This window comes from Flavobacterium sp. GNP002 (assembly GCF_054343795.1).
In genome coordinates this window covers 1195396-1217617 of sequence record NZ_JBTGUW010000001.1, presented here as the reverse complement: position 1 = coordinate 1217617, position 22222 = coordinate 1195396, and the positions used below count along the sequence as shown (strand labels likewise).

General features: G+C 34.7%; 20 protein-coding genes. 11 read left to right on the top strand and 9 right to left on the bottom strand.

Going from position 1 to position 22222, the window contains the following annotated elements; translation table 11 throughout:
• Nucleotides 1-40: 40 nt before the first annotated feature.
• The 3 genes from ACXX80_RS05480 to ACXX80_RS05470 all read right to left on the bottom strand — a co-directional run bounded on the left by ACXX80_RS05480 (nucleotide 41) and on the right by ACXX80_RS05470 (nucleotide 4613).
• Nucleotides 41-1018 (bottom strand): DUF4837 family protein, encoded by a 978-nt coding sequence (locus ACXX80_RS05480; protein ID WP_458552336.1) that lies wholly within the window; start codon nucleotides 1016-1018, stop codon nucleotides 41-43.
• Between the two features lie 48 nt (nucleotides 1019-1066).
• The gene (locus tag ACXX80_RS05475) at nucleotides 1067-3127 is read right to left on the bottom strand and encodes a LysM peptidoglycan-binding domain-containing protein (protein ID WP_458552335.1); all 2061 of its coding nucleotides are present in this window, start codon (nucleotides 3125-3127) and stop codon (nucleotides 1067-1069) included.
• Between the two features lie 298 nt (nucleotides 3128-3425).
• The gene (locus tag ACXX80_RS05470; protein ID WP_458552334.1) at nucleotides 3426-4613 is read right to left on the bottom strand and encodes a phosphoglycerate kinase; all 1188 of its coding nucleotides are present in this window, start codon (nucleotides 4611-4613) and stop codon (nucleotides 3426-3428) included.
• A 285-nt stretch (nucleotides 4614-4898) separates the two neighbouring features.
• Between ACXX80_RS05470 and ACXX80_RS05465 the strand changes: the two genes are divergently transcribed.
• From ACXX80_RS05465 to ACXX80_RS05435, 7 genes are all read left to right on the top strand, one after another.
• Nucleotides 4899-6047 carry a DNA polymerase III subunit gene (locus tag ACXX80_RS05465; protein WP_458552333.1) on the top strand — a complete coding sequence of 383 codons (1149 nt, stop codon included), beginning with the start codon at nucleotides 4899-4901 and terminating at the stop codon, nucleotides 6045-6047.
• Between the two features lie 4 nt (nucleotides 6048-6051).
• Nucleotides 6052-6435 (top strand): DoxX family membrane protein, encoded by a 384-nt coding sequence (locus ACXX80_RS05460; protein WP_091166490.1) that lies wholly within the window; start codon nucleotides 6052-6054, stop codon nucleotides 6433-6435.
• Nucleotides 6436-6484: 49 nt separating this feature from the next.
• Nucleotides 6485-6994, top strand: a complete 510-nt coding sequence (locus ACXX80_RS05455; RefSeq protein WP_282714026.1) for an acyl-CoA thioesterase — start codon at nucleotides 6485-6487, stop codon at nucleotides 6992-6994.
• Nucleotides 6995-7193: 199 nt separating this feature from the next.
• Nucleotides 7194-8201, top strand: a complete 1008-nt coding sequence (gene recA / locus ACXX80_RS05450) for a recombinase RecA (RefSeq protein ID WP_099716226.1) — start codon at nucleotides 7194-7196, stop codon at nucleotides 8199-8201.
• Nucleotides 8202-8333: 132 nt separating this feature from the next.
• Nucleotides 8334-8744, top strand: a complete 411-nt coding sequence (locus tag ACXX80_RS05445; protein ID WP_458552332.1) for a hypothetical protein — start codon at nucleotides 8334-8336, stop codon at nucleotides 8742-8744.
• Nucleotides 8745-8758: 14 nt separating this feature from the next.
• Nucleotides 8759-9301, top strand: coding sequence for an RNA polymerase sigma factor (locus tag ACXX80_RS05440; protein WP_458554077.1), 543 nt, complete (start codon nucleotides 8759-8761; stop codon nucleotides 9299-9301).
• Nucleotides 9298-10743 (top strand): hypothetical protein, encoded by a 1446-nt coding sequence (locus ACXX80_RS05435; RefSeq protein ID WP_458552331.1) that lies wholly within the window; start codon nucleotides 9298-9300, stop codon nucleotides 10741-10743. The genes ACXX80_RS05440 and ACXX80_RS05435 overlap by 4 nt, the downstream gene beginning before the upstream one ends.
• Here the strand turns inward: ACXX80_RS05435 and ACXX80_RS05430 are convergent.
• Nucleotides 10727-11488 carry a lysophospholipid acyltransferase family protein gene (locus tag ACXX80_RS05430; protein ID WP_458552330.1) on the bottom strand — a complete coding sequence of 254 codons (762 nt, stop codon included), beginning with the start codon at nucleotides 11486-11488 and terminating at the stop codon, nucleotides 10727-10729. The two genes, ACXX80_RS05435 and ACXX80_RS05430, sit on opposite strands and share 17 nt — an antisense overlap.
• 137 nt (nucleotides 11489-11625) lie before the next feature.
• Between ACXX80_RS05430 and trpS the strand changes: the two genes are divergently transcribed.
• The 3 genes from trpS to ACXX80_RS05415 all read left to right on the top strand — a co-directional run bounded on the left by trpS (nucleotide 11626) and on the right by ACXX80_RS05415 (nucleotide 13466).
• The gene (gene trpS / locus ACXX80_RS05425; RefSeq protein WP_458552329.1) at nucleotides 11626-12600 is read left to right on the top strand and encodes a tryptophan--tRNA ligase; all 975 of its coding nucleotides are present in this window, start codon (nucleotides 11626-11628) and stop codon (nucleotides 12598-12600) included.
• 135 nt (nucleotides 12601-12735) lie between these two features.
• Nucleotides 12736-13041 (top strand): hypothetical protein, encoded by a 306-nt coding sequence (locus ACXX80_RS05420; protein ID WP_458552328.1) that lies wholly within the window; start codon nucleotides 12736-12738, stop codon nucleotides 13039-13041.
• A gap of 26 nt (nucleotides 13042-13067) precedes the next feature.
• Nucleotides 13068-13466, top strand: coding sequence for a hypothetical protein (locus ACXX80_RS05415; protein ID WP_417962322.1), 399 nt, complete (start codon nucleotides 13068-13070; stop codon nucleotides 13464-13466).
• 197 nt (nucleotides 13467-13663) lie between these two features.
• Here the strand turns inward: ACXX80_RS05415 and dprA are convergent, their stop codons facing one another.
• Complete coding sequence (gene dprA, locus ACXX80_RS05410; protein WP_458552327.1) at nucleotides 13664-14764, bottom strand: DNA-processing protein DprA; 1101 nt, start codon at nucleotides 14762-14764, stop codon at nucleotides 13664-13666.
• A 102-nt stretch (nucleotides 14765-14866) separates the two neighbouring features.
• Between dprA and ACXX80_RS05405 the strand changes: the two genes are divergently transcribed.
• Nucleotides 14867-15811: an HU domain-containing protein gene (locus tag ACXX80_RS05405; protein WP_458552326.1), complete on the top strand. Its 945-nt coding sequence runs from the start codon at nucleotides 14867-14869 to the stop codon at nucleotides 15809-15811.
• Between the two features lie 56 nt (nucleotides 15812-15867).
• Here the strand turns inward: ACXX80_RS05405 and ACXX80_RS05400 are convergent, their stop codons facing one another.
• The 4 genes from ACXX80_RS05400 to mnmG form a co-directional block, all read right to left on the bottom strand.
• A complete protein-coding gene (locus ACXX80_RS05400) occupies nucleotides 15868-18135 on the bottom strand; it encodes a helix-turn-helix domain-containing protein (RefSeq protein ID WP_458552325.1) in 2268 nt (755 codons plus the stop codon).
• Between the two features lie 323 nt (nucleotides 18136-18458).
• Nucleotides 18459-19073 carry an OmpH/Skp family outer membrane protein gene (locus ACXX80_RS05395; protein ID WP_315205664.1) on the bottom strand — a complete coding sequence of 205 codons (615 nt, stop codon included), beginning with the start codon at nucleotides 19071-19073 and terminating at the stop codon, nucleotides 18459-18461.
• 245 nt (nucleotides 19074-19318) lie between these two features.
• On the bottom strand, nucleotides 19319-20167 hold the full coding sequence (locus ACXX80_RS05390) for a class I SAM-dependent methyltransferase (RefSeq protein ID WP_458552324.1): 849 nt from the start codon (nucleotides 20165-20167) through the stop codon (nucleotides 19319-19321).
• 183 nt (nucleotides 20168-20350) lie between these two features.
• The gene (gene mnmG / locus ACXX80_RS05385; protein ID WP_458552323.1) at nucleotides 20351-22222 is read right to left on the bottom strand and encodes a tRNA uridine-5-carboxymethylaminomethyl(34) synthesis enzyme MnmG; all 1872 of its coding nucleotides are present in this window, start codon (nucleotides 22220-22222) and stop codon (nucleotides 20351-20353) included.

The window sequence follows — 22222 nt, the reverse complement described above, 5'->3', positions numbered from 1 at the left end:
TTTTATGTTTTTTGTATTGTACAAATAAAAGAAAATAAGATTATCTTTTCAATACATCTACTGATTTTATAATAGATTCCAATTCATGCATCAGATCGCGTTTTTCTTTAGACGGCGCATAACAAAAACCTTCTAAAACCAGTATTCGATTGTATTCCTTATCGATAATGGCATAATTGATAAAAGGACCCGACATGAAATCATTATTTAACTCCCAAGTTCCCTTCGTTTCAAAGGTTTCCTTATCGTCAAGAGTAATCTTAGAAAGGTATGGCGCATAGGCCTCCTCTGTAATCATAGTAGTTTTAGGTTCGGTTCCGCTGATGTATAATTTCCCAATGGAATCTCTCATTTTTATAATACTGGAGATTAAATCCCCATCTTTTTTTATCGAGCTTAAAGGAACCTGATAAATTAAAAGACTCGTGTTTCCACCGATAATTTCCTTTTTTAACCACATAAAATTACTTTTGTGAAGCACGTATGCATAACCGGAAGGAACCTGCAATGTGATGTGGAATTTATTCGAAATTACCTTAGGGTCAATATGGGATTGACTGTTGATCTTCTGTGTTTCAGCTATTTCTGCCTGCTTGATTAGCTGAATCATTTTGGGCGCATTTTTTTCAATGCTTGCTATAATATCTGCACTTGTTTTACCGGAAATATGAAATACATTCTGAGGGGATGCATATTGATCTTTTACAATCTCAAATTTGTTTATATCGCCTTTCTTTACCACAATAATCGCTCTGGTATCAGTCATAAAACCTTCCAAAAGTTTAACAGGATATTGATTGATGTTGAAAAGTGGTTCTTCCTGTGGTAATCCAATTACCGGAGATGCAAACTTGTTTCGAATGCTGTCTCCTACATCACCATTCCATAACTGATCGTCAATAATAACTGAAATAGTATTGATTTTCCCCGAAGTTTTTCGCGGCAAAGATTCATTTTCCTTTTTACAGGAAAACAACATCAGAGAAATCAGAAGAAATAAAAAATGGGCTTTATTCATTGCTATTCAATTATAAAATAAAACCCAAATTTATAGAAGTTTATCGTATTATCCGTTTATTTTTAACTTCATTCCAGGCTTGAGTTCTTCATTGCGAATACCGTTCCATTTTTTTAAGTCAGAAATGGTTACTCCTGGATATTTTTTAGAAATACTATACAAGGAATCTCCTTTTTTAACATAGTAATCAATCGCTTCTTTCTTAGAAGAATCGGTGATATTCGTTTTTTTCTTAAACGAACTTACGGTTGCTTTATTGGTATTAATCACAATTTCATCTTTGGCAACAATCAAAGTGGCGCCTACGCCAATCGTATTGTCCTGTAAATTATTCCATTGTTTTAAATCCGTTAATGATGCGCCAAATTTCTTAGCGATATTCCCTAAATTATCTCCTTGTAAAACAACATATTCAATGTCTTTTCGCTCTGGAGCTGAAACTAATTCTTCTTTACGGTCAAACTCTTTTTTTACAACTTGCAATGAAGCTCCTAATTGCACATTATCATTGGAAAGGTGATTCCATTCTTGGATTTCCGCAATAGTAACATCATATTTCTTAGCAATACTTCCTAAATTATCTCCTTTTTGAACCACATAAAATGCAGATGCATTAGATATTATCGGTTCTTGTTGCGTTGTTTTTTTAGTTTTTTCATCCTTATTGGCTTTCACTTCAGAAGCAACTATTCTTTGATTGCTCGAAATTTTCTCTGATGGGACCAATTCCATTTTAGGTTCCTTCTTTAGAGTTGTCAAATCAGCACCAATAACTATTTTTAAACTTTTTCCATAAGCCAAAGCATTACTTTTAAGTTTATTCCATTTTTTTATGTCTGAAACATCAACGTCATATTTACTGGCAATCATAGTCAGATTATCTCCGCGTTTTACTTTATAATACGCTGTTTTTGGCAGTGCAATCTTCTGAATCGTGTAATTCGCAGTGTCCTTTACAGCCAGGGCTTTTTCAATCTGAAATGGCTTTTCACGTTTGTCTGATTCATATTGAGTGTAAGCATAAATCTGAGCTTCATTAGACGCAAAAACGGCAATTTTTTCTTGTGGCAACCTCAAATAATGATTTTCATCATGATAAAACGGAATCACATTTAGCTTGTATGACGGATTCAAAACCTGCAATTGTGCCACAGGAACATCTAATAAATCTGATATTTGCTTGAACGTCATTTGCTTCTTGATCATAATAGTATCTGTGGCAAAATGCTTCACTGATGCTCTGTTAGGAACAATTCCGTGTTCTTTATGGTATTCATAAATGTACATTGTAGCAAGAAAAGCGGGTACGTATCCTTGTGTTTCTTTAGGAAGATTTTTTCTAATGTTCCAATAGTTTTGTTGCCCTCCGGAACGTCTAATGGCTTTTGCAACATTACCCGGACCAGAATTATAAGACGCCAAAACTAAATCCCAATCGCCAAATATTTTATACATATTTGTCATGTATTGTGCTGCGGCTTCACTGGCTCTCAATGGATCACTACGCTCATCAACATAAGAATCGATTTTCAAACCATACTGTTTTCCGGTTTGATACATAAATTGCCAAAGTCCTGTGGCACCCATTTTAGAAACTGCTTTTGGATTCAAAGCCGATTCCACAATAGCCAAATATTTTATCTCCAAAGGAACATTTTGTTTCGCCAAAGCTTCTTCAAAAAGCGGAAAATAATATTCTGATGTGCCCATCAAGCGCTCAAAAGATTTTTTTCTGTACTTTAAAAATGATTTAATGATATTTTCCAGACCTTGATTGTATTCGATATTGAAAGGTGATTTGGCATCCATTGCCGCCAATCTTTCTTTCAAAAGGGCAGTAGGCAATTCATAATCGACTATTTGGTCAATATTAATGTTCTTAATATCATCCGACAGGTTGTTGTATAAATCTAGGTTTGTTAATTCTTTCATCCACAAACTGTCAACACAAGATGCTAAGTCATCTTTTATGAAGGTTTTCTTGATGGAATCTAAATAGGATAATTTTGTTTCTACTTTTACAACGTCTTTATTTACAACTGTTTCTTGCGAAAATAAATGCACGGATGCTAATAGAAAAAACGATAGGGTGGTATTTTTTATATTCATATTTTTACGATCAAAGACCTATATTTCAAATGATTACAAAGCTTGTTTTTACAAACTTAACAGGTTTAAACTAAAAAATTCTATAAATATTGTTAAAAATGTAATCTTTAGTTCTTTTATAAAGAATTTTCAGAGGTTTTAGAGGTAAAAATCCCTTTAAAAAATCAATTCTTGAAATTTTAAAAAAAAACCTCAGCGATAAATAGTATCGCTAAGGTTTTTATTGAATTTTGTTACCGGTTTTTAATTTGAAATCATTACAAATCAAACTGGTTTATATTTATTTAGCAATACGGTATTAGTCAAGAATAGCTGCTATTCCTGGCAATGTTCTACCTTCAAGCATTTCTAGCATGGCACCACCACCTGTTGATACGTAGCTCATTTTGTCTTCCAAACCAAATTGTTTTACTGCAGCTACAGAATCTCCTCCACCTACAAGTGAAAACGCTCCGTTTGCAGTAGATTCAGCAATGAAGTTACCCAAAGCAATGGTTCCGTTAGCAAAACTTTCCATTTCAAAAACACCTAATGGTCCGTTCCAAAGGATAGTTTTAGAATCCATAATTACTTTTTTGAAGTTTTCCAAAGATTTTGGTCCTGCATCCAATCCTTGCCATCCATCAGGAATTTCTTTTACATCAACTATTTGAGTATCGGCAGTATTTGAGAAAGCATTTGCAGCTACAACATCAACTGGAATGTGAATTTGAACTCCTTTTTCCTTAGCCAATCTCAATATTTCCAATGCCAATTCTTGTTTGTCATCTTCACAAATAGAATCTCCAATTTTACCTCCTAATGCTTTTACAAAAGTAAAAGTCATTCCTCCCCCAATAATCATGTGGTCTACTTTGTCTAAAATATTCTCGATAACCGTAATTTTAGAAGAAACTTTAGATCCACCAAGAACTGCTGTTACCGGTTTTTCACTGTTTTTCAAAACTTTGTTCAAGCTTTCGATTTCTTTAGCCAATAACAATCCGAAACATTTTTCTGTTGGGAAAAACTGAGCGATAATTGTAGTCGAAGCGTGCGCTCTGTGTGCAGTTCCAAAAGCATCGTTTACATAAATATCACCAAGTGACGCTAATTCTTTTGCGAAAGCAACATCACCAGCTTCTTCTTCCTCATGAAAACGTAGATTTTCTAATAATAAAACTTCTCCAACTTGTAATTTTTCTGCAGCAGTTTTAGCTTCCTCACCAACAGAGTTTGAAGCAAACTGAACAGGAACTCCAAGTACTTCTGAAGTTGTTTTCAAGATATGTTTCAATGAATATTTTTCTTCAACACCTTTTGGTCTGCCTAAATGTGACATTAAAATTACGCTTCCGCCTTGAGCCAGAATAGCATCAATTGTAGGTTTTGCCGCTTCGATACGAGTTGCATCTGTTACATTGAAGTTTTCATCTAAAGGCACGTTGAAATCTACGCGGATTATGGCTTTTTTATTTTTGAAATCAAAATCGTTTAAAGTTTTCATTAGGTCTATTTTTAGTTTGTTTATTTGTAAAATGATAACAAATATAGAACTTTTAGACTATTAATAAATTTGATGAAATCAAATAAATCCCGTTTTTAGTAACGAAATCGATGTAAATTAATAAACAATGTGTCTTTTTATTAGTATAACTGTTTTTAATTCTGAAATATGTTAAATTAAATGTCTTAAAAAATATCCTGATCCAACTGTAAATTTGAAAATTCGTACTACAAAACTTTGCATCCGAAAATTTTAGACTAAACCATTTTCTGCTATCTTTGCTTTATGCAATTTTCAGAAATTTTAGGACAAGAACACATTAAAAGTCATTTGACAAGAAGTGCTAATTTGGGAAGAATTCCACATGCGCAACTGTTTGTTGGTCCTGAAGGAAGCGGTACTTTACCCATGGCTATTGCTTATGCACAATACATCATTTGCAACAATCAAAACGCAGAAAACTCGGGTTCAAATGAAGCGTGCAACATCAAATTCCAGAAAACTTCCCATCCCGATTTGCATTTTATTTACCCAACCGTAAGTACCGAAGATGTAAAAACGAAACCAAAAAGTATCGATTTTATCACGGAATGGAGAGACTTTTTAAACCTAAATCCATACGGAAGTTTGTTTGATTGGTATCAAATATTAGGTGTTAAAAACAAACAAGGAGAAATTAGGGTTGATGATGCACAGGAAATCTTGAAATCGTTAGCATTGAAATCCTACGAAGGCGGATACAAAGTAATGATCATTTGGATGGCTGATAAACTAAACATTGCAGCTTCTAATAAATTATTAAAACTACTCGAAGAACCTACCGACAGAACGGTTTTTATTCTGATTTCAGAAAATGAAGAAGATATTATCCAAACCATTCGTTCCCGATGCCAAGTCCTACATTTCAACGGATTAAGTGAAACCGTCATCGCTGAAGCCTTAGTTTCAAGAGAAAATACGGAATCAAGAGAAGCCTTAAAAATAGCGCATCAAGCACAAGGAAATTATAACAAAGCATTGCAATTATTACAACCGGACAGCGAATCGGTTTTTTTTGAAAAATGGTTTGTTGATTGGGTTCGAGCTGCTTTTAGAGCCAAAGGAAACGCAGCGGCTATTCAGGATTTGATTCAATGGAGTGAGCAAATTGCCGGTTTAGGAAGAGAGACACAAAAGAAATTTTTACATTTTTGTATCGATATGTTCCGTCAGGCCTTGTTGTTGAATTATCAAACCGCAAGTTTAGTTTACATAGAGCCAAAAGTGGAAAAATTCAAATTGGAGAATTTTGCCCCTTTCGTGAATGGCAACAACATAAATGATATTTTCAAAGAACTTTCGGATGCTATGTATCACATTGAACGCAACGGAAACGCAAAAATTATTTTAACCGATTTATCTATAAAACTTACCCGTTTAATTCACAAAAAATAAAAAAATGAACAACATTACTTCGATTTTAATTTTAATTTTTCTGGCCATTACTTTCCTGCAATCTGGTTACGACAAACTGTTTTATTGGAAAGATAATGTCGACTGGCTGAAAGGTCATTTTGCCAAAACTCCATTAAAAAACCATGTTCCGTTAGCATTGCTTAACATTTTAATATTAGAATTAATTTCTGGTATTTTATGCGTAGTGGGTTGCATTGAATTATTCGTAAATAATGGCAGAATATTCGGTTTTTACGGGGCTGTCTTCTCTTGTATCACTTTATTAATGTTGCTTTTCGGACAGCGATTAGCAAAAGATTACGATGGTGCCAGAACAATTGTTATCTATTTTATCCCTGCAATATTAGCAGTTTATTGGTTAAACTAAAACCATACTATTATTTAAAAACAACAATTTCCTTTTTACATAAAAAAACATGACTCCAAAACATCCTTCAGAATCCCTGACTATATTAACTGATTTGGTTTTACCAAGTGAGACCAATCCTTTGAATAATCTTTTTGGTGGCGAATTATTGGCCCGTATGGATCGCGCTGCGAGTATTGCGGCACGAAGACACTCCAGAAGAATTGTAGTTACAGCTTCGGTAAATCACGTTGCCTTTAACAGAGCCATTCCGCTGGGAAGTGTTGTTACTGTTGAAGCAAAAGTTTCAAGATCGTTTAAAAGTTCTATGGAAATTTTTATTGACATTTGGGTAGAAGACAGAGAGTCTGGCAACAAAACCAAAGCCAACGAAGCAATTTATACTTTTGTTGCGGTTGATGATACCGGAAGACCTGTAGAAGTGCCACAAATAGTTCCGGAAACTGAGCTGGAAAAACAACGTTTTGATGCCGCATTGAGACGCAAACAACTAAGTCTAGTTTTAGCAGGAAAATTAAATCCTCATGAAGCAACTGAATTGAAGGCCTTGTTCCTATAACACAAATAATCAACTTATTTTTTATTGAAAATTAGATTTAAAATATTCTTGAAAGAGAAAATTTACATTAAAAAAAGAAGTATTTTTACGAAAATAAATGTTCGCACACAAATGAAATTTTCAGGATAATTAGTCATCCTGTCAGTTTCTTAGAGTTATAAAATAATACAAATAGATGAAAGAAAAGGTAAAAGAGAAGATGAGTACAGAGAAAGAATCCAAATTAAAAGCGCTACAACTTACGCTTGACAAACTTGACAAAACGTATGGAAAAGGAACGGTGATGAAAATGGGAGATAAAGCCATTGAAGAAGTGGAAACTATCTCATCAGGATCTTTAGGAATCGATTTAGCATTAGGCGTTGGCGGGTATCCAAGAGGTAGAATTATTGAAATATACGGTCCGGAATCTTCTGGAAAAACAACCTTAACACTTCATGCTATTGCCGAAGCTCAAAAAGCAGGTGGAATTGCTGCTTTTATTGATGCGGAACATGCTTTCGATAGAAATTACGCAGAGAAATTAGGGGTAGATATCGAAAACTTAATCATATCGCAACCAGACAACGGAGAACAGGCTTTAGAAATTGCGGAGAACTTAATTCGTTCAGGAGCGATTGACATAGTAGTAATTGACTCGGTTGCCGCATTAACTCCAAAAAGTGAAATTGAAGGAGAAATGGGAGATTCTAAAATGGGTCTTCACGCTCGTTTAATGTCTCAAGCATTGCGTAAATTAACAGGAACCATCAGTAAAACAAATTGTACTGTTTTCTTTATTAACCAATTAAGAGAGAAAATCGGTGTAATGTTTGGAAATCCAGAAACTACAACTGGAGGAAATGCATTGAAGTTTTACGCTTCGGTTCGTTTAGATATCCGTCGTTCCACACAAATTAAAGATGGCGATAATGTCCTTGGAAACAGAACCAAAGTAAAAGTGGTGAAAAACAAAGTTGCTCCGCCATTTAAAATTGCTGAATTTGACATCATGTATGGTGAAGGAATTTCAAAAACAGGAGAGATTTTAGATCTTGCAGTAGAATTTGAAATCATCAAAAAAGCGGGATCTTGGTTCAGTTATGGTGAAACCAAATTAGGACAAGGCCGTGATGCTGTTAAATCTTTAATAAAAGACAATCCGGAACTAGCGGATGAACTTGAAGAAAAAATTAAAGCCAGAATAAAAGAATTGGCAGAAGCATAAAAACTAAAACCCGATATTCTCGGGTTTTTTTAATTTATAACGCAACCTTTTAAAAAAATTTCATCTATTAAGAAAACCGTCAATAAAACTTTTTAAACTGACGGAATAGTATTAACTTTTAAATTAGTAAAGATGAAAAAAATTGTTTTACTCACCCTCTTTTTATTATCCCTGACGGGCTGTAGTATTGACGATGATCAACCCAATCACAGCTTTGAAGTGCTACCTGTAGATAGCTATACTTTACCCGAAAAATTTATATTAGGGAACACCTATGAGATAAAATTAAAGTATACAAGACCTTCCGAATGTCATTTTTTCCAAGGGATATATTATGATAAAAATTTAAATATAAGAACCATAGGAATTCAAACGGGAGTGAATACTAATCAAGTGTGTACACAACAAATTCCAGCACCATCCGAGGTTTCTTTCAATTTTTATGTAACCAATACCGGTTCTTATATTTTTAAATTTTATAAAGGTAAGGATGCCAATGGTCAAAATATATTTGAAGAAGTTGAAATTCCAGTGATTAATTAATGACTGAAAAAACTGTGGTATTAGATCAAATAATTAATCAATGTAAAAAAAACTGCCCCAAGGCACAAGAGCAATTGTATCAATTGTTTTCTAAAAAATTCTTTGGGGTGTGTTTAAAATATTCCAGTGATTATGCAGATGCCGAAGACAATCTACAGGATGGGTTTTTGATCATTTTTGATAAAATTGAGCAGTATAATTTTAAAGGTTCTTTTGAAGGATGGGCAAAGAGAATAATAATTAACAATGCCCTTCAAAAATTCAGAGGCGTTAGATATATGGAGGTCATAAACGACAATATTCCTGAGGAAGAAGTCGAAATTGAAGACGAAAATATTTCTATCGAGTATCTAATGCAAATCATTCAAGAGTTACCAGACCAGTATAGATTAGTTTTCAGTCTCTATGTACTTGATGGATATTCTCATAAAGAAGTTTCCGAAATGCTTAAAATCAGTACAGGAACAACAAAGTCAAATCTTGCCAGAGCCAGAGCGATTTTGAAAGAAAAAATTGATCATCATACAAAAATCAAAATAAATTCATTGGCACAATGAACGACAAAAAGAATATAGACCGATTGTTTCAAGAGCGATTCAAAGATTTTGAATCAGAGCCAAGTAAACATGTTTGGATAAACATCCAAGCCTCTTTAAAAGAAAAAGAAGAGGATCGAAAAGTGATTCCTTTTTGGATAAAATCTTCTGGGATAGCCGCGGCTTTCCTTTTAGGTTTTTTTGCATTGAACACCGTCATAAACAACAAAATTGAAATAAAAAATGATGTCGTTATAGACACGAAAGTTTTAAAAAATTCGTTTAAAGGAAAGGATTCTACTCTTGATAAAACAAAAAAAGAGCGTAATCCTTTAGAAGTGAAAACAATTCCTCAGGTCGTAGTTAACAAAATTAAAACAGGAAAAACAGATGAAAAAGAAATTATATCTTCTGATAGATTTAAAATCAATTCGAACAAAGAGAAGAATCAAAACGGTTCTGTTGTTTATTTCCAAAAAAATAATTCACCGCTAAAACAAACAACAGCAAATACTGACAACCTAAAAACTACGGCTGTTATTGCTGAAAAAAACAATACAAAAACCCAAAACCGGTTTGAAAATATTCCACAAAATCAAACACTCGAAAAAAGTAGTTTAAAAGAGGGTGAAAATGCTAAAATTGCTGCAGCAGATTCAAAAAAACAACCATTAAATACTACTGAAACTCGAAATGAATTAGAAGAAATCCTTAAAAAGAAAAAAGGAGAAGAAAAAGAAGTTGTGGTTCTCAATCAAAAAAACAAATGGCAAATTACGCCAAACATTGCTGCTGTATATCTGAATTCAAATTCAGGTGGTTCTGCCATTGATCCTCAATTTTCAGAAAATCAAAAAACGGGCGATAACAGCTTAAGTTTTGGTGTTGGGGTAAATTATGCTGTTTCTAAAAAAGTAGCCTTACGAAGCGGAATTAACAAGCTCTCGTTAGGGTACAACACGAATAACGTAGTCTACTCAACCGGTTTGGCCAATAATAATCTGGCAAATATTAATTATTCTTCAAATGCATTAATTGAGATTAAAAACCAATCTGCTATGAGCGGTTTAATCACTTTCGAAAAAGACCTACAAAAAACCAATACAGGTGCCATCAATCAAAAAATGGGATATTATGAAGTCCCTTTAGAGGTTTCCTATGCTGTTTTGGATAAAAAATTTGGCATTAACGTTATTGGAGGTGTAAGTACTTTGTTTCTCAGTCAGAATAAAATATCGTTAGTTTCCTCAGAAACCAATGTAAAATTAGGAGAAGCAAAAAACCTAAATCAAGTTCATTTCAGTACTAATGTGGGGTTAGGATTTAAATACCAGATTATAAAATCATTCCAAATTAATGTGGAGCCTATGGTTAAATATCAACTGAATACCTTTTCGAACAACTCTGGTGACTTTAAACCGCTATTTATCGGTTTGTATTCCGGTATTAGTTATAGCTTTTAATTGGTTCAGAATCGAAAGCTATAAGTTGGTTGTATATTATATCGCGTACTTCATCCCGAATTTCTTTGCGATCAACACCCGTTTTTCCTAAAGTTTCTACATGTGTATGCATTTTTACACGCATAATTCCCGGACTTCCGCTGAAAAAAGTATAGGAAAATCTTTTTTTATTATCGGCAAAAGTAATGGGAACAATAGGAATTTCGTGTTCTATCGCCAATCGGAAAGCACCGTCTTTGAAAGTATCTAACAGCACCGATTCATCATCCGGAACGCCACCTTCGGGGAAAATACAAATACTCAATCCTTGATTAATTCTTTTTTGAGCGCGGTTAAAAACTTCCATTCTACTTTTTGAAGAGCTTCTGTCCACTAGAATACAGGTTCTTTTATAGAAAAACCCGAACAAAGGAATTTTTGAGAGTTCTTTTTTACCCACAAAAACAAACGGATTTCTAGTCAGGGCAAGCATCAGCATAATATCGGCCATAGAAGTATGGTTGGCAACAATCATATAACTTTTTTGGTATTCCATTTCTTGGCTTTTATCTATTTTATAATAAAATCCCATCCCAAAAAGAATAAATTTTGCCCAAATTCGAGCCATCATAAAAAAATAAGGATAACCGCTTTCCGTCAAAATAGACAATACCAAAAAAGGAAACATCACCAATATGGGAATGGCCATCAAAATATAAAACCAAATACGCCACAGTACCCAAAAAATAATTTTTAATCCTCTCATAGGTTCAAAAGTAAGAAATCGTAGGCGAATAATAATAAAAGAATTTACTTTGGAAATCTACCTATTAGAAAAACTTTACAATCGTTGCAAACTTTGCGAAAATCTTTGCGAACTTTGCGGTTAAGAAAAAAGAAATAATGGCAAAAATACTTACAGGCGTTCAAAGTACCGGAACACCACATTTAGGAAACTTACTTGGCGCAATCATTCCCGCAATAGCATTATCAAATAAACCTGAAAACGAATCCTTTCTTTTCATTGCTGATTTACATTCGATAACACAAATAAAAAACGGTGAAACCTTACGAACCAATACCTACAGTACTGCTGCCGCGTGGCTGGCGTGTGGTTTGAATGTGGATAAAGTTGTTTTTTACAGACAATCTGATGTGCCTCAAACAGCGGAATTATCCTGGTATTTGAGTTGTTTTTTTCCTTTTCAGCGCTTGACATTAGCGCATTCTTTCAAAGACAAAGCCGACAGACTGGAAGATGTAAACGCTGGTTTGTTTTCGTATCCAATGCTAATGGCAGCCGATATTTTATTATACGACGCAGAGTTTGTTCCCGTAGGAAAAGACCAATTGCAACACCTTGAAATCACTCGTGATGTAGCGTCACGTTTCAACCACCAAATGGGAGAAACGTTCGTACTTCCGGAGGCCAAAATTCAGGAAGACAGCATGTTGATTCCAGGAACCAATGGCGGAAAAATGAGTAAATCAGCCAATAATATTATCAACATATTCCTGGATGACAAAGCCTTACGCAAACAAGTGATGAGTATTGAAACCGACAGCACGCCGTTGGAAGAACCTAAAAATCCAGATACCTGCAATGCTTTTGCTATTTATACTTTATTGGCAAGCGAAGAACAAATCGCGGCTATGAAAGCCAATTACCTTGGTGGAAATTACGGTTACGGACATGCTAAACAAGCTTTATTTGAATTGATTACAGAGACTTTCAAAACCGAAAGAGAAAAATACAATTACTATATGAATAACCTTCCCGAAGTAGATGCACTTTTAAAGATTGGTGCAGGAAAAGCTTCGGCTGTGGCCAATGGAGTACTCGCCAAAGTGCGCGAAAAACTAGGATTTGAGGTGTAACAATCTATTTTTAAAACATATAAGTCATTTAAGTTTTTTATAGTTTTATTACTATTTCATGAAAGCTTAAATGACTTATATGTTAAAATCAAATCGCGTTTATAGAAATCCCTTTTTAGTTAATAGACAGAAAGATTGGATTTTAAAAACACGTATGAAAAATATGGAAATCAACACGGCACCATAGCAGAATTATATCTCAATAGTATGAAAGAAGCTTTAAAAGGATTTCATAAAACTGCTCTTATAGATGATTATAATAAATATATCAATTACTATGGAGAAGCACCAAGCGATGCTTTTTATGAAGCGCTGGCTTGGAGCGGTCTAAGAGAAAATAATGTTAAAGCCTGGGCCGATTTACCCGCAGAAAAAAAAGCAGCAATAGAAGCACTATCTAAGAGAGTTGATGGTTTTAGCAGAACTGTTCCTTGCCCTTAACTAATTATTATAAAACTATTTGATTTATGAAAACACATATTTTAGTTATATTATCGCTCTTTTTTCTTAACTCTCTAAAGGCTCAAGAAAAATCAAAAGACACACTTTTTTTTAATTATGATAATAAGTATATAAATACACATGCTGAAATCCCACATCATTTTTATCTAGATGATAGTAGTGGAGGTAGCAATGGGTCTTTTTTCTTTGAAGAAGTTAGAGTCATAAATAATCTAAATCCAAAAGAAATACTCTCCCTTAAAAAATTTATACGCTCTTCAAAGTTTTATAATAAAAACAAAAAACAAAAATTAAATGATTACATGCTTTGGGAATATTTTAATGACTATGTAGTTCTTTTAGTTAAAAATAATCATAGAAAAACTGAATATATTCATGTTGAATCAGGTTTTGAGATTGAATAAAACTATTAATCATGAAAACATATATTTTATTTATGATATCTTTTTTTTCTATTAAGTAGGTCCCGTTTTTCAGATAGAAAAATAAAATTATGCTACCTAACTTTCTATCGAAAGTGAGAGAAAAATTAGGCTTTGAAGATATTTAGTTTAAAAATAAATAATGACCGTTCCTATTCCAACTAGAAAGGGTCATTATTTTATATCGCCTCAAACAATTTCCCCGGTAAAGGCCTAATCACGCCTTTCAACTCCATATTCAACAACATTCCTGATATTTTATAAATAGGGAAATCACAGCGCAAGGCAATGATATCCATCAGTTCTTTTCCAGTTTTTAACAGGTAATCGTATACTTTTTGCTCGTCATCGTCTAAGCTTACAAACAATTGTTTTTGTACCGGTTTTACTTCTTTTTGAATATCCCAATTCAAAATATAAATCAAATCCGCGGCACTGGTCAAGACATTTGCTTTTTGGGTTTTTATCAGGTTATTGCAGCCCTGACTGTACTTATCAGTAACACGTCCCGGAACCGCAAAAACATCACGGTTGTAATCATTTGCCATATTTGCCGTGATTAACGATCCGCCTCTATCCGCTGATTCAATTACAATTGTCGCTTCAGACATTCCTGCGACAATTCGGTTTCTTCGCACAAAATTCTCTTTATCCGGATTAGAGGAACTCCAAAACTCGGTCATAAAACCACCATTTTGCTCGACTTTAGCAACGTATTTTTTATGGGTTTTTGGGTAAATTTGGTTCAACCCATGCGCCACTACGCCTATCGTCTGTAAATTATGTTCCATCGCCAGTTGGTGTGCGACAATATCAACACCATAGGCAAAACCACTTACGATTATAGGATCAAGTGGAGCTAAATCTTCAATCAATTTTCTGCAAAATTCAGTTCCGTACGAAGTAATTTGGCGCGTTCCTACAATGCTGATTATTTTTCTGTTTTTTAAATTGATATTTCCAGAGGTGAATAATAAAAGTGGTCCGTCAATACAATGTTTCAACCGTTCCGGATAGTCTTCGTCCTGAAAATAAACCGAATTGATTTCATTTGCTTTTATAAACTCCAGTTCTTGAGTTGCTTTTTCGAAAACGGATTTGTCTCTTAAATTTTTCAGCAAAACAGAGCCTACCCCATCAATAGCAGCAAGTTGCGATGCTTTTGTATTAAAAATAGCTTCTGCAGTTCCAAAATGAGTCAGCAGTTTTTTGGCCATTATGTCGCCCACGCCTTCTATTCTTTGCAATGCCAATAAATAAAATAAATCCTGCTCTTTCATGCTAATTATTTGAGCGTGAAATGTATAAATTTTTATGCGGATTGTTAATAAAAATTGTGAATAAAATTTTGATAACTATTTTCGTTGTATAACTTTGTAAGTATGAAAATCGAACTATACATCGCGCAGCTTTTATACCGTTATCAATGTGTAACCATTCCTGGTTTCGGAGCTTTTTTGACCCAAATTCAATCGGCAAAACTAAACGAAAGTACAAATTCATTTTCTCCACCCAAAAAAATGATTGCTTTCAATGCAAATCTGAAAAACAATGATGGTTTATTAGCCAATCATATCGCTTTAGCAGAAAAAACTTCTTATGAATATGCCGTAAGTAAAATTCAATACGAGGTATTTAATTGGAAAAAAGCATTTGAAGAAAACGAACTTATTTCAATAAAAAATGTAGGTGATCTTCGTTTGAACGCAGATAAAAACATTGTTTTCACTCCGTATGATCAAACGAATTATTTAACTAGTTCTTTTGGTTTGGCTCCTTTTGTTTCACCGCTTGTAAAAAGAGAAATCTTCGAAAAAGAAGTAGAAGCAATCGAAGAAAAAGCAACCATCACTATGGTTCCTGAGACAAGAACAGCAAATCCATATTTAAAATACGCTGCTATTTTTGTATTAGGATTAGGTCTTGCAGGAAGTGTGGGCTATCCAATGTATCAAAACCAAATCGCCTCAGAAACGATTCTTGTTGAAACTGCCGTTCAAAAACAAGTTCAAAATAAAATTCAGCAAGCCACTTTCTTCATCGAAAGTCCAGTTCCTGCCGTGACGCTTACTTTAAAATCTGACAAGGAAATGAAAATGCCATATCACATTATGGCTGGAGTGTACCGCGAAGAAAAAAATGCCATCAAAACATTGCGAATTCTAACTCGTTTAGGTTATGATGCAAAACGCATCGCTCCTAACAGAAACGGTTATTTTCCAGTTTTATACGGCAGTTACGCCACATTTGCTGAAGCAGAAAAAGCAAAAAAAGAAATCAATGAAAAGCACAATCCAGAGGCTTGGATATTAATTCAATCACTATAAAACAAAAACCCTATTCATACCGAATAGGGTTTTTTAGTTTTAACACTTTCTGGTTTTTAATTCAAACTTGCTTTGTACATTCTCGCTTCTTCCCAAGAGAATTTATGACCGTGTTTTTCCATCAAGGTATTCAGTGATTCTTCTCTGTATCCAGCAAAAGCAGCTGCTAAATCCTGCATTTTATCCTCCGGTAAAACTTCCGAAATGGATACCGCTTTGGTTTGTATCAACTTCACAAAATGCGAGTAAATCGTTTGTTTCGTCAACACTCTGATTGTAGCAATATCTTCTATTGATTTCTTTTCGACCCACAATTCGTAGGTTTCCTGAACTGTTGATTTTTTAGGTACTGCTGTTTTTGATTTTTTCGAAGTATAACGCTCCACGTCTTTTTCATCTTCAATCAACGTAATATTTAATTCTTTAAACTGATTTTGTATGGCTTCCGTTTTACGGCTGATGTATTTTTTTATTTCTGAGGACGTCAATTTCTCTTTCGAAATGGTTTCTCCTGCAACAACGGTTTCTATCAATAATTTGGCCTTCATTAAGCGCAGAACGGCCTTGGTTTGCAATTCTTCCAGCACAATTAATTCATCGTAAAACGCTTTTACTTTTTTGATGCGTTTTACTTCTTCTATTTTCCAAAGAATTTCAAAAACCAAATCATCCATTGGTTTCAAGAAATAACTGAAAGCGGCTTGAATACGTTCCGAAACATGATTCAAATCGACAGTTTCCTGACCAAAAAGCTTATTCAATTGTGATATGAATTTTTTGGATGGATCCAAAAGCTGTTCAATGACTTCCGTCTGTTTTCTGGCCCAAACCGCATGTTTGGATTTCTCCGATATTTCTGATTTTTCGTTGTAACTGAATTTATGATTGCGCCATTCCTGGGCCAAATCATTCCAATCGAACGTGTTTATCAGATAGTTATGGATGAAATTTTTGGTTTCAAAATGCAAGGCATTCTCTAAAAACGAATCTGAAGCTTTGTTCAACGAATAATCCATCACATCCTGATCGTTTGAAATGCCATTCATGCGCAACGGAGAAAGCAAAATAAGCCCTTCTAACGAGCGTAAACGCGATAATGCGACATAAGCCTGTCCGGGTAGGAAAACTTGCGAAACATCAAGCGCAGCTTTATCAAATGTCAATCCCTGGCTTTTATGAACCGTAATTGCCCATGCTAATTTGATGGGATAATGCACAAAAGTCCCTAAAACCTCTTCTTCAATTTCTTTGGTAGTTTCATCTACTTTGTAGCGAATGTTTTGCCATTCGTATTTTTCGACTTCTATAGTTTTGTTTTCTTCCGGGAAGTGAACCAGAATTTCCTGACTCGAAAGCGATTTGATAACGCCCATTTTTCCGTTGAAATAATGCTTATCAAACGACAAATCGTTTTTTACAAACATGATTTGCGCACCCACTTTCAACTGCAGTTGTTGTTCCACGGGGAAAATCTTATCCGGAAAATCTCCTGTTATTTCAGGTTTATAAACCACTAACTTTCCTTCAAGATCTTCCAAAGCCTGCGCATTCATCGTATCGGCTTTGTTGTTGTGCGTAGTTAATGTGATATATCCTTTGTTTGCTTTTAAATCAAAATCTGGTTTTACGTATTGGTTTAAAGTTTGAATGTCTTGCTGCGAAATCTGATTGTTGCGCAGATTATTCAAAACCGAAATAAACGTATCATCAGTCTGGCGAAAAATCTTAGACAATTCAATGTATAAAGGCGGATGTTGCTGTACTACGTGCGAATGAAAAAAGAATTTTCCTTTGTAATAGGTTTTCAGCGTTCGCCATTCTTCGTCCCGAATTACTGGTGGCAACTGCAATAAATCGCCAATATACAAGACTTGAACGCCACCAAAAGCAGTGTTTTTTTTTCGGACGGTTTGCATCATATAATCCATAGCGTCCAGCAAATCAGCGCGAAGCATACTGACTTCATCTATAATTAACAACTCCATATTGCGAATCACTGATTTCTTCAAACCGCTCATTTTGAAATGCCTGCGCAGGGTTGCTTTGGTTTCAAATTTGGTGCTTTCGGAAAATTGAGGCGATGAATTATCCGGAATAAATCCTCCAAACGGCAACTGAAACATCGAGTGAATCGTTACACCACCAGCATTTAAAGCGGCAATTCCCGTTGGCGCCACAACAACTGTGTTCTTGTGCGTGGTTTGAATAATTTCACGTAAAAGTGTGGTTTTTCCCGTTCCTGCTTTCCCGGTAAGGAAAACGGATCGATGGGTTTGATTGATGAATCGTAAGGTATAAGCGGCGGCTTCTGAAATGGTTTGCATTAGGCGTGTATATATAAAGCTAAAGTATTGAAAATTAGGAATACTATTTTAATATTGGAAAACATTTTATGTTAATAATTCCAATGTTTTTTAGCCCAGATAATAGCGGAAATACTCGAAATTTAGAAAGTGATTTTTTTCTGGCTAGAAAAGAGCGACCAACGGAAGCTCCTTTTATGGGTTAGAAAAAACACTTGCTAAACGAGAGATTACAGCGGATAGCGGGACACGAGCGAAGCGAACTGACGAAGTAAATAGCTTCAAAAAAAATGCCTTCAATCTAAAGCTAGACGAAGGCAATTTTTTGAATTAATATAAAAAAATTATTTTTTAGCTTCTGCTTTTTCTTCTGTCTTAGCAGGTGCTTTGTATTTGTCGTTCAAGGCTTTGATAATTTCTTTTGTGATATCAAATTTATCTTCAGCGTATAGAATTGAAGCCGCGTCACCTGTTCCGTAGATGTACGCATATCCTTTTTCTTTACCGTACGCTTTGATGAATTTTTTCACGCCGCTTACTAAAGAATCCATTTCTTTTCCGCTTTCAACTTGCAATTCCTGAGACAACGCTTGTTGTGCGTAACTTAATTGTTGTTCTTTCTTTTGTAATTCAGCACCTTTTTGTTGTGCCCACGCTTGACCGTTTGCTTGTGCTTGAGTTTGAAAATTTGCAGCTTCTTGTTTGAAACGATTAATTTCAGCTTCTAGTTGTCTTCCTTTTTCTTCTGCTTTAGTTTTATATTTTGCTTCAAGGTCTTTTGCCTCTGTATATTCTTTCATTAATTCAGAAGTGTCTACGTAAGCTGTTTTTACTTCTTTAGCTGCTTCGGCTGGTTTGTTACAAGCAACAAGTGAAATTGAAAGTGCGATAATTAATAATGCTTTTTTACTCATGTTTTTAATATTTATTTTTTGGTATTCTTGAATCTTCGATTTCATTTTGGTTAATTTCTAATTTTTAAGTATTGGTGACAAAAATATAAAAAAATAGACAGCATTGACATAAAGTTTAAAAAATGCTACTTTTTTATGATATAAGATTTTCTTATTATGATTGATGAATGAATAATTTACGACTATTAAAAGCGGCTTTCATATCTTTTAACTAAAGGAATTAATTTAAAAATCCGACAATCACCCTCGATTTCATTAAAAACTATCCTTAAATGCGCTTAAAATGATTTTTAGTTGTTTTTTAAGATGTAAATGTGTGAAGAATACTCGAAATTGTTCTTCGCTTTCCAATTCGACTGCAAACCGATGAAAAAGGCTTTTATATAATTCATTTTGCCCGTTTTGTATTTTTCCGAAAGCAGGCTCACGTAAAAAGAGTCGAATTTCATAGGAAGTATTTTTACCAATTTCATTTCTTCTTTTTCGAAAAGCATTTTTATAGCTGTTTTAGAAAAATGCCAAAAATGAATCGGCACATCATAAGCAGCCCAAAACTTTCCGTAATGTTTTGCGTCGAAAGATTTGAAATTTGGAACGGCAATAATTAAAGTTCCGTTTGGTTTTAATAATCGTTTCAATTCTTTGATTTGATTTTCCAAATTTGGAACGTGTTCCAAAACATGCCACATCGAAATCACATCAAAAGAATGATTGTCTAATTCACTGGTTTCCCAAACAAATGAAACGCCTTTCTTTTTTGCAATAGCTTTTGCTTTTTCACTTGGCTCTACTCCTATCGTATGCCAACCATTTTCTTTGGCAACAGACAAAAAATCTCCTGTTCCAGCACCAATGTCTAAAATGCTTCCTTTATTCGGTTGCAACGAATTGATTAAATTCAATTTGTTTTTAAGCGCAATGCTTTTTACAAAATGATATGCTTTTTCAAACAAAGATCGTTTACTATCTGTGTGCGAAATATAATCAACGCTTTCGTAGTACTTTCCTAAATTCTCTAAGCTGGGTTGTGGAGTCGTAATCAGCATGTCCAATTTCTCATCATGATATAAATCGAAAATTTCCTGAGAAACAGAATAATCTTTAACGGTTAAAAAAGGCTGTCGGTTTGAAATGTCCATTAATTAATAGTGCTTTTATATTTTAATTTTAAACTAAACCCTGAAAACACCAACGGATGCTTTCAGGGTTGAAATATTTATTTTTATGATTCTTCAATTATAGCAAGGCTTCACAGCGTAGTTTCACGTGGAACAGTTGATTGCAGATTTAAATCAAAAATCGTTAATCATACATATCAAATCTTATCGTCCCATATAAATCAACAACACCGAAACATCACTTGGCGAAACGCCACTGATTCTTGATGCTTGAGAAATAGTTACCGGACGAATCTTGCTTAATTTTTGTTTTGCTTCAATCGACATTGATTTGATTTTTTCATAATCAAAATTTTCTGGAATTTTCACATCTTCCAATCGAAGCAACTTATCAGCATTGTTTCTTTCTTTTTCGATATAACCAGAATACTTCACTTGAATTTCCGCTTGTTCCAAAATTTCTTGGTCCAAATCATTTTCTGCAACATAAGCTGCAACCTTATCAAATTTCATGATATCTTCCAAATCAATTTGCGGACGAGAAAACACTTTAAACATTTTATCCCCTTGTGTAATCAGCGCCGTATCTTTTGATTCTAAAATAGGATTTGCTTCTGCAACCGAAACGCTCGTTTCTTTGAAGAAAGCTACCATCTTTTCAGATTCTTTTAATTTGTGTTCCATTCTACGCAAACGCGCTTCTGAAGCCAAACCTATTTCATGAGACATCGGCGTCAATCTGAAATCGGCATTATCCTGACGCAACAACGTTCTGTATTCTGCACGAGACGTAAACATTCGATACGGTTCCTCAGTTCCTTTCGTGATTAAATCATCAATCAAAACTCCGATGTATGCTTCGTCCCTTTTTAAAATTAATGGCGCTTTTTCATGCACTTTTAAATGCGCATTTATCCCAGCCATCAATCCTTGGGAAGCCGCTTCTTCATATCCGGTAGTACCGTTAATTTGTCCGGCGAAATACAAACCTTCAACTAATTTTGTTTCCAAAGTATGTTTCAATTGTGTCGGCGGGAAATAATCATATTCGATTGCATAACCCGGGCGAAAGAATTTCACTTTCTCAAATCCCGCAACAGAACTCAACGCTTTAAATTGAATATCCTCAGGAAGCGATGTGGAAAATCCATTTACATAAACCTCGCACGTATTCCATCCTTCAGGCTCCACAAATAATTGGTGTCTTTCTTTATCTGCAAAACGATTAATTTTATCTTCAATCGAAGGACAATATCTTGGTCCAAGACTTTTTATTCTCCCGTTAAACATTGGCGAACGATCAAAACCTTCTCTCAAAATATCATGAACATCAAGAGACGTGTACGTCATGTGGCAAGACCGCTGATGAACCAACGGAGAAGTAACATCCGAATAGGAAAACTTATCCGGTTTAGCATCTCCTTTTTCCTCGTTCATTTTAGAATAATCCAAAGAACGTCCATCTACTCTAGGAGGAGTTCCCGTTTTCATTCGACCCGATTCAAAACCTGCAGCAACTAAATCTTCGGTGATTCCATGTGCAGCACTCTCGCCTGCTCTTCCTCCTCCAAATTGTTTTTCACCAATATGTATCAAACCATTCAGGAAAGTTCCATTGGTCAACACAACCGATTTAGATCGAATTTCAACTCCAAGAGAAGTTCGGATTCCTTTTATTTTTCCATTTTCAATTATCAAACCTTTAACCATCTCTTGATAGAAATCAAGATTTGGCGTTCCTTCCAACATCATTCTCCACTCCTCAGCAAAACGCATACGGTCACTTTGAACACGCGGCGACCACATGGCAGGACCTTTGGATTTGTTCAACATCTTGAATTGGATTGCAGTTCTGTCAGAAACAATTCCCGAGTATCCTCCAAGCGCATCAATCTCACGCACAATTTGTCCTTTGGCTATTCCGCCCATCGCTGGGTTGCATGACATCTGGGCAATATTCTGCAAACTCATTGTTACCAATAAAGTTTTTGAACCCAAATTTGCGGCAGCAGCTGCAGCTTCTGAACCTGCATGCCCTGCACCCACAACGATTACATCATATTCATTTAGAAACAT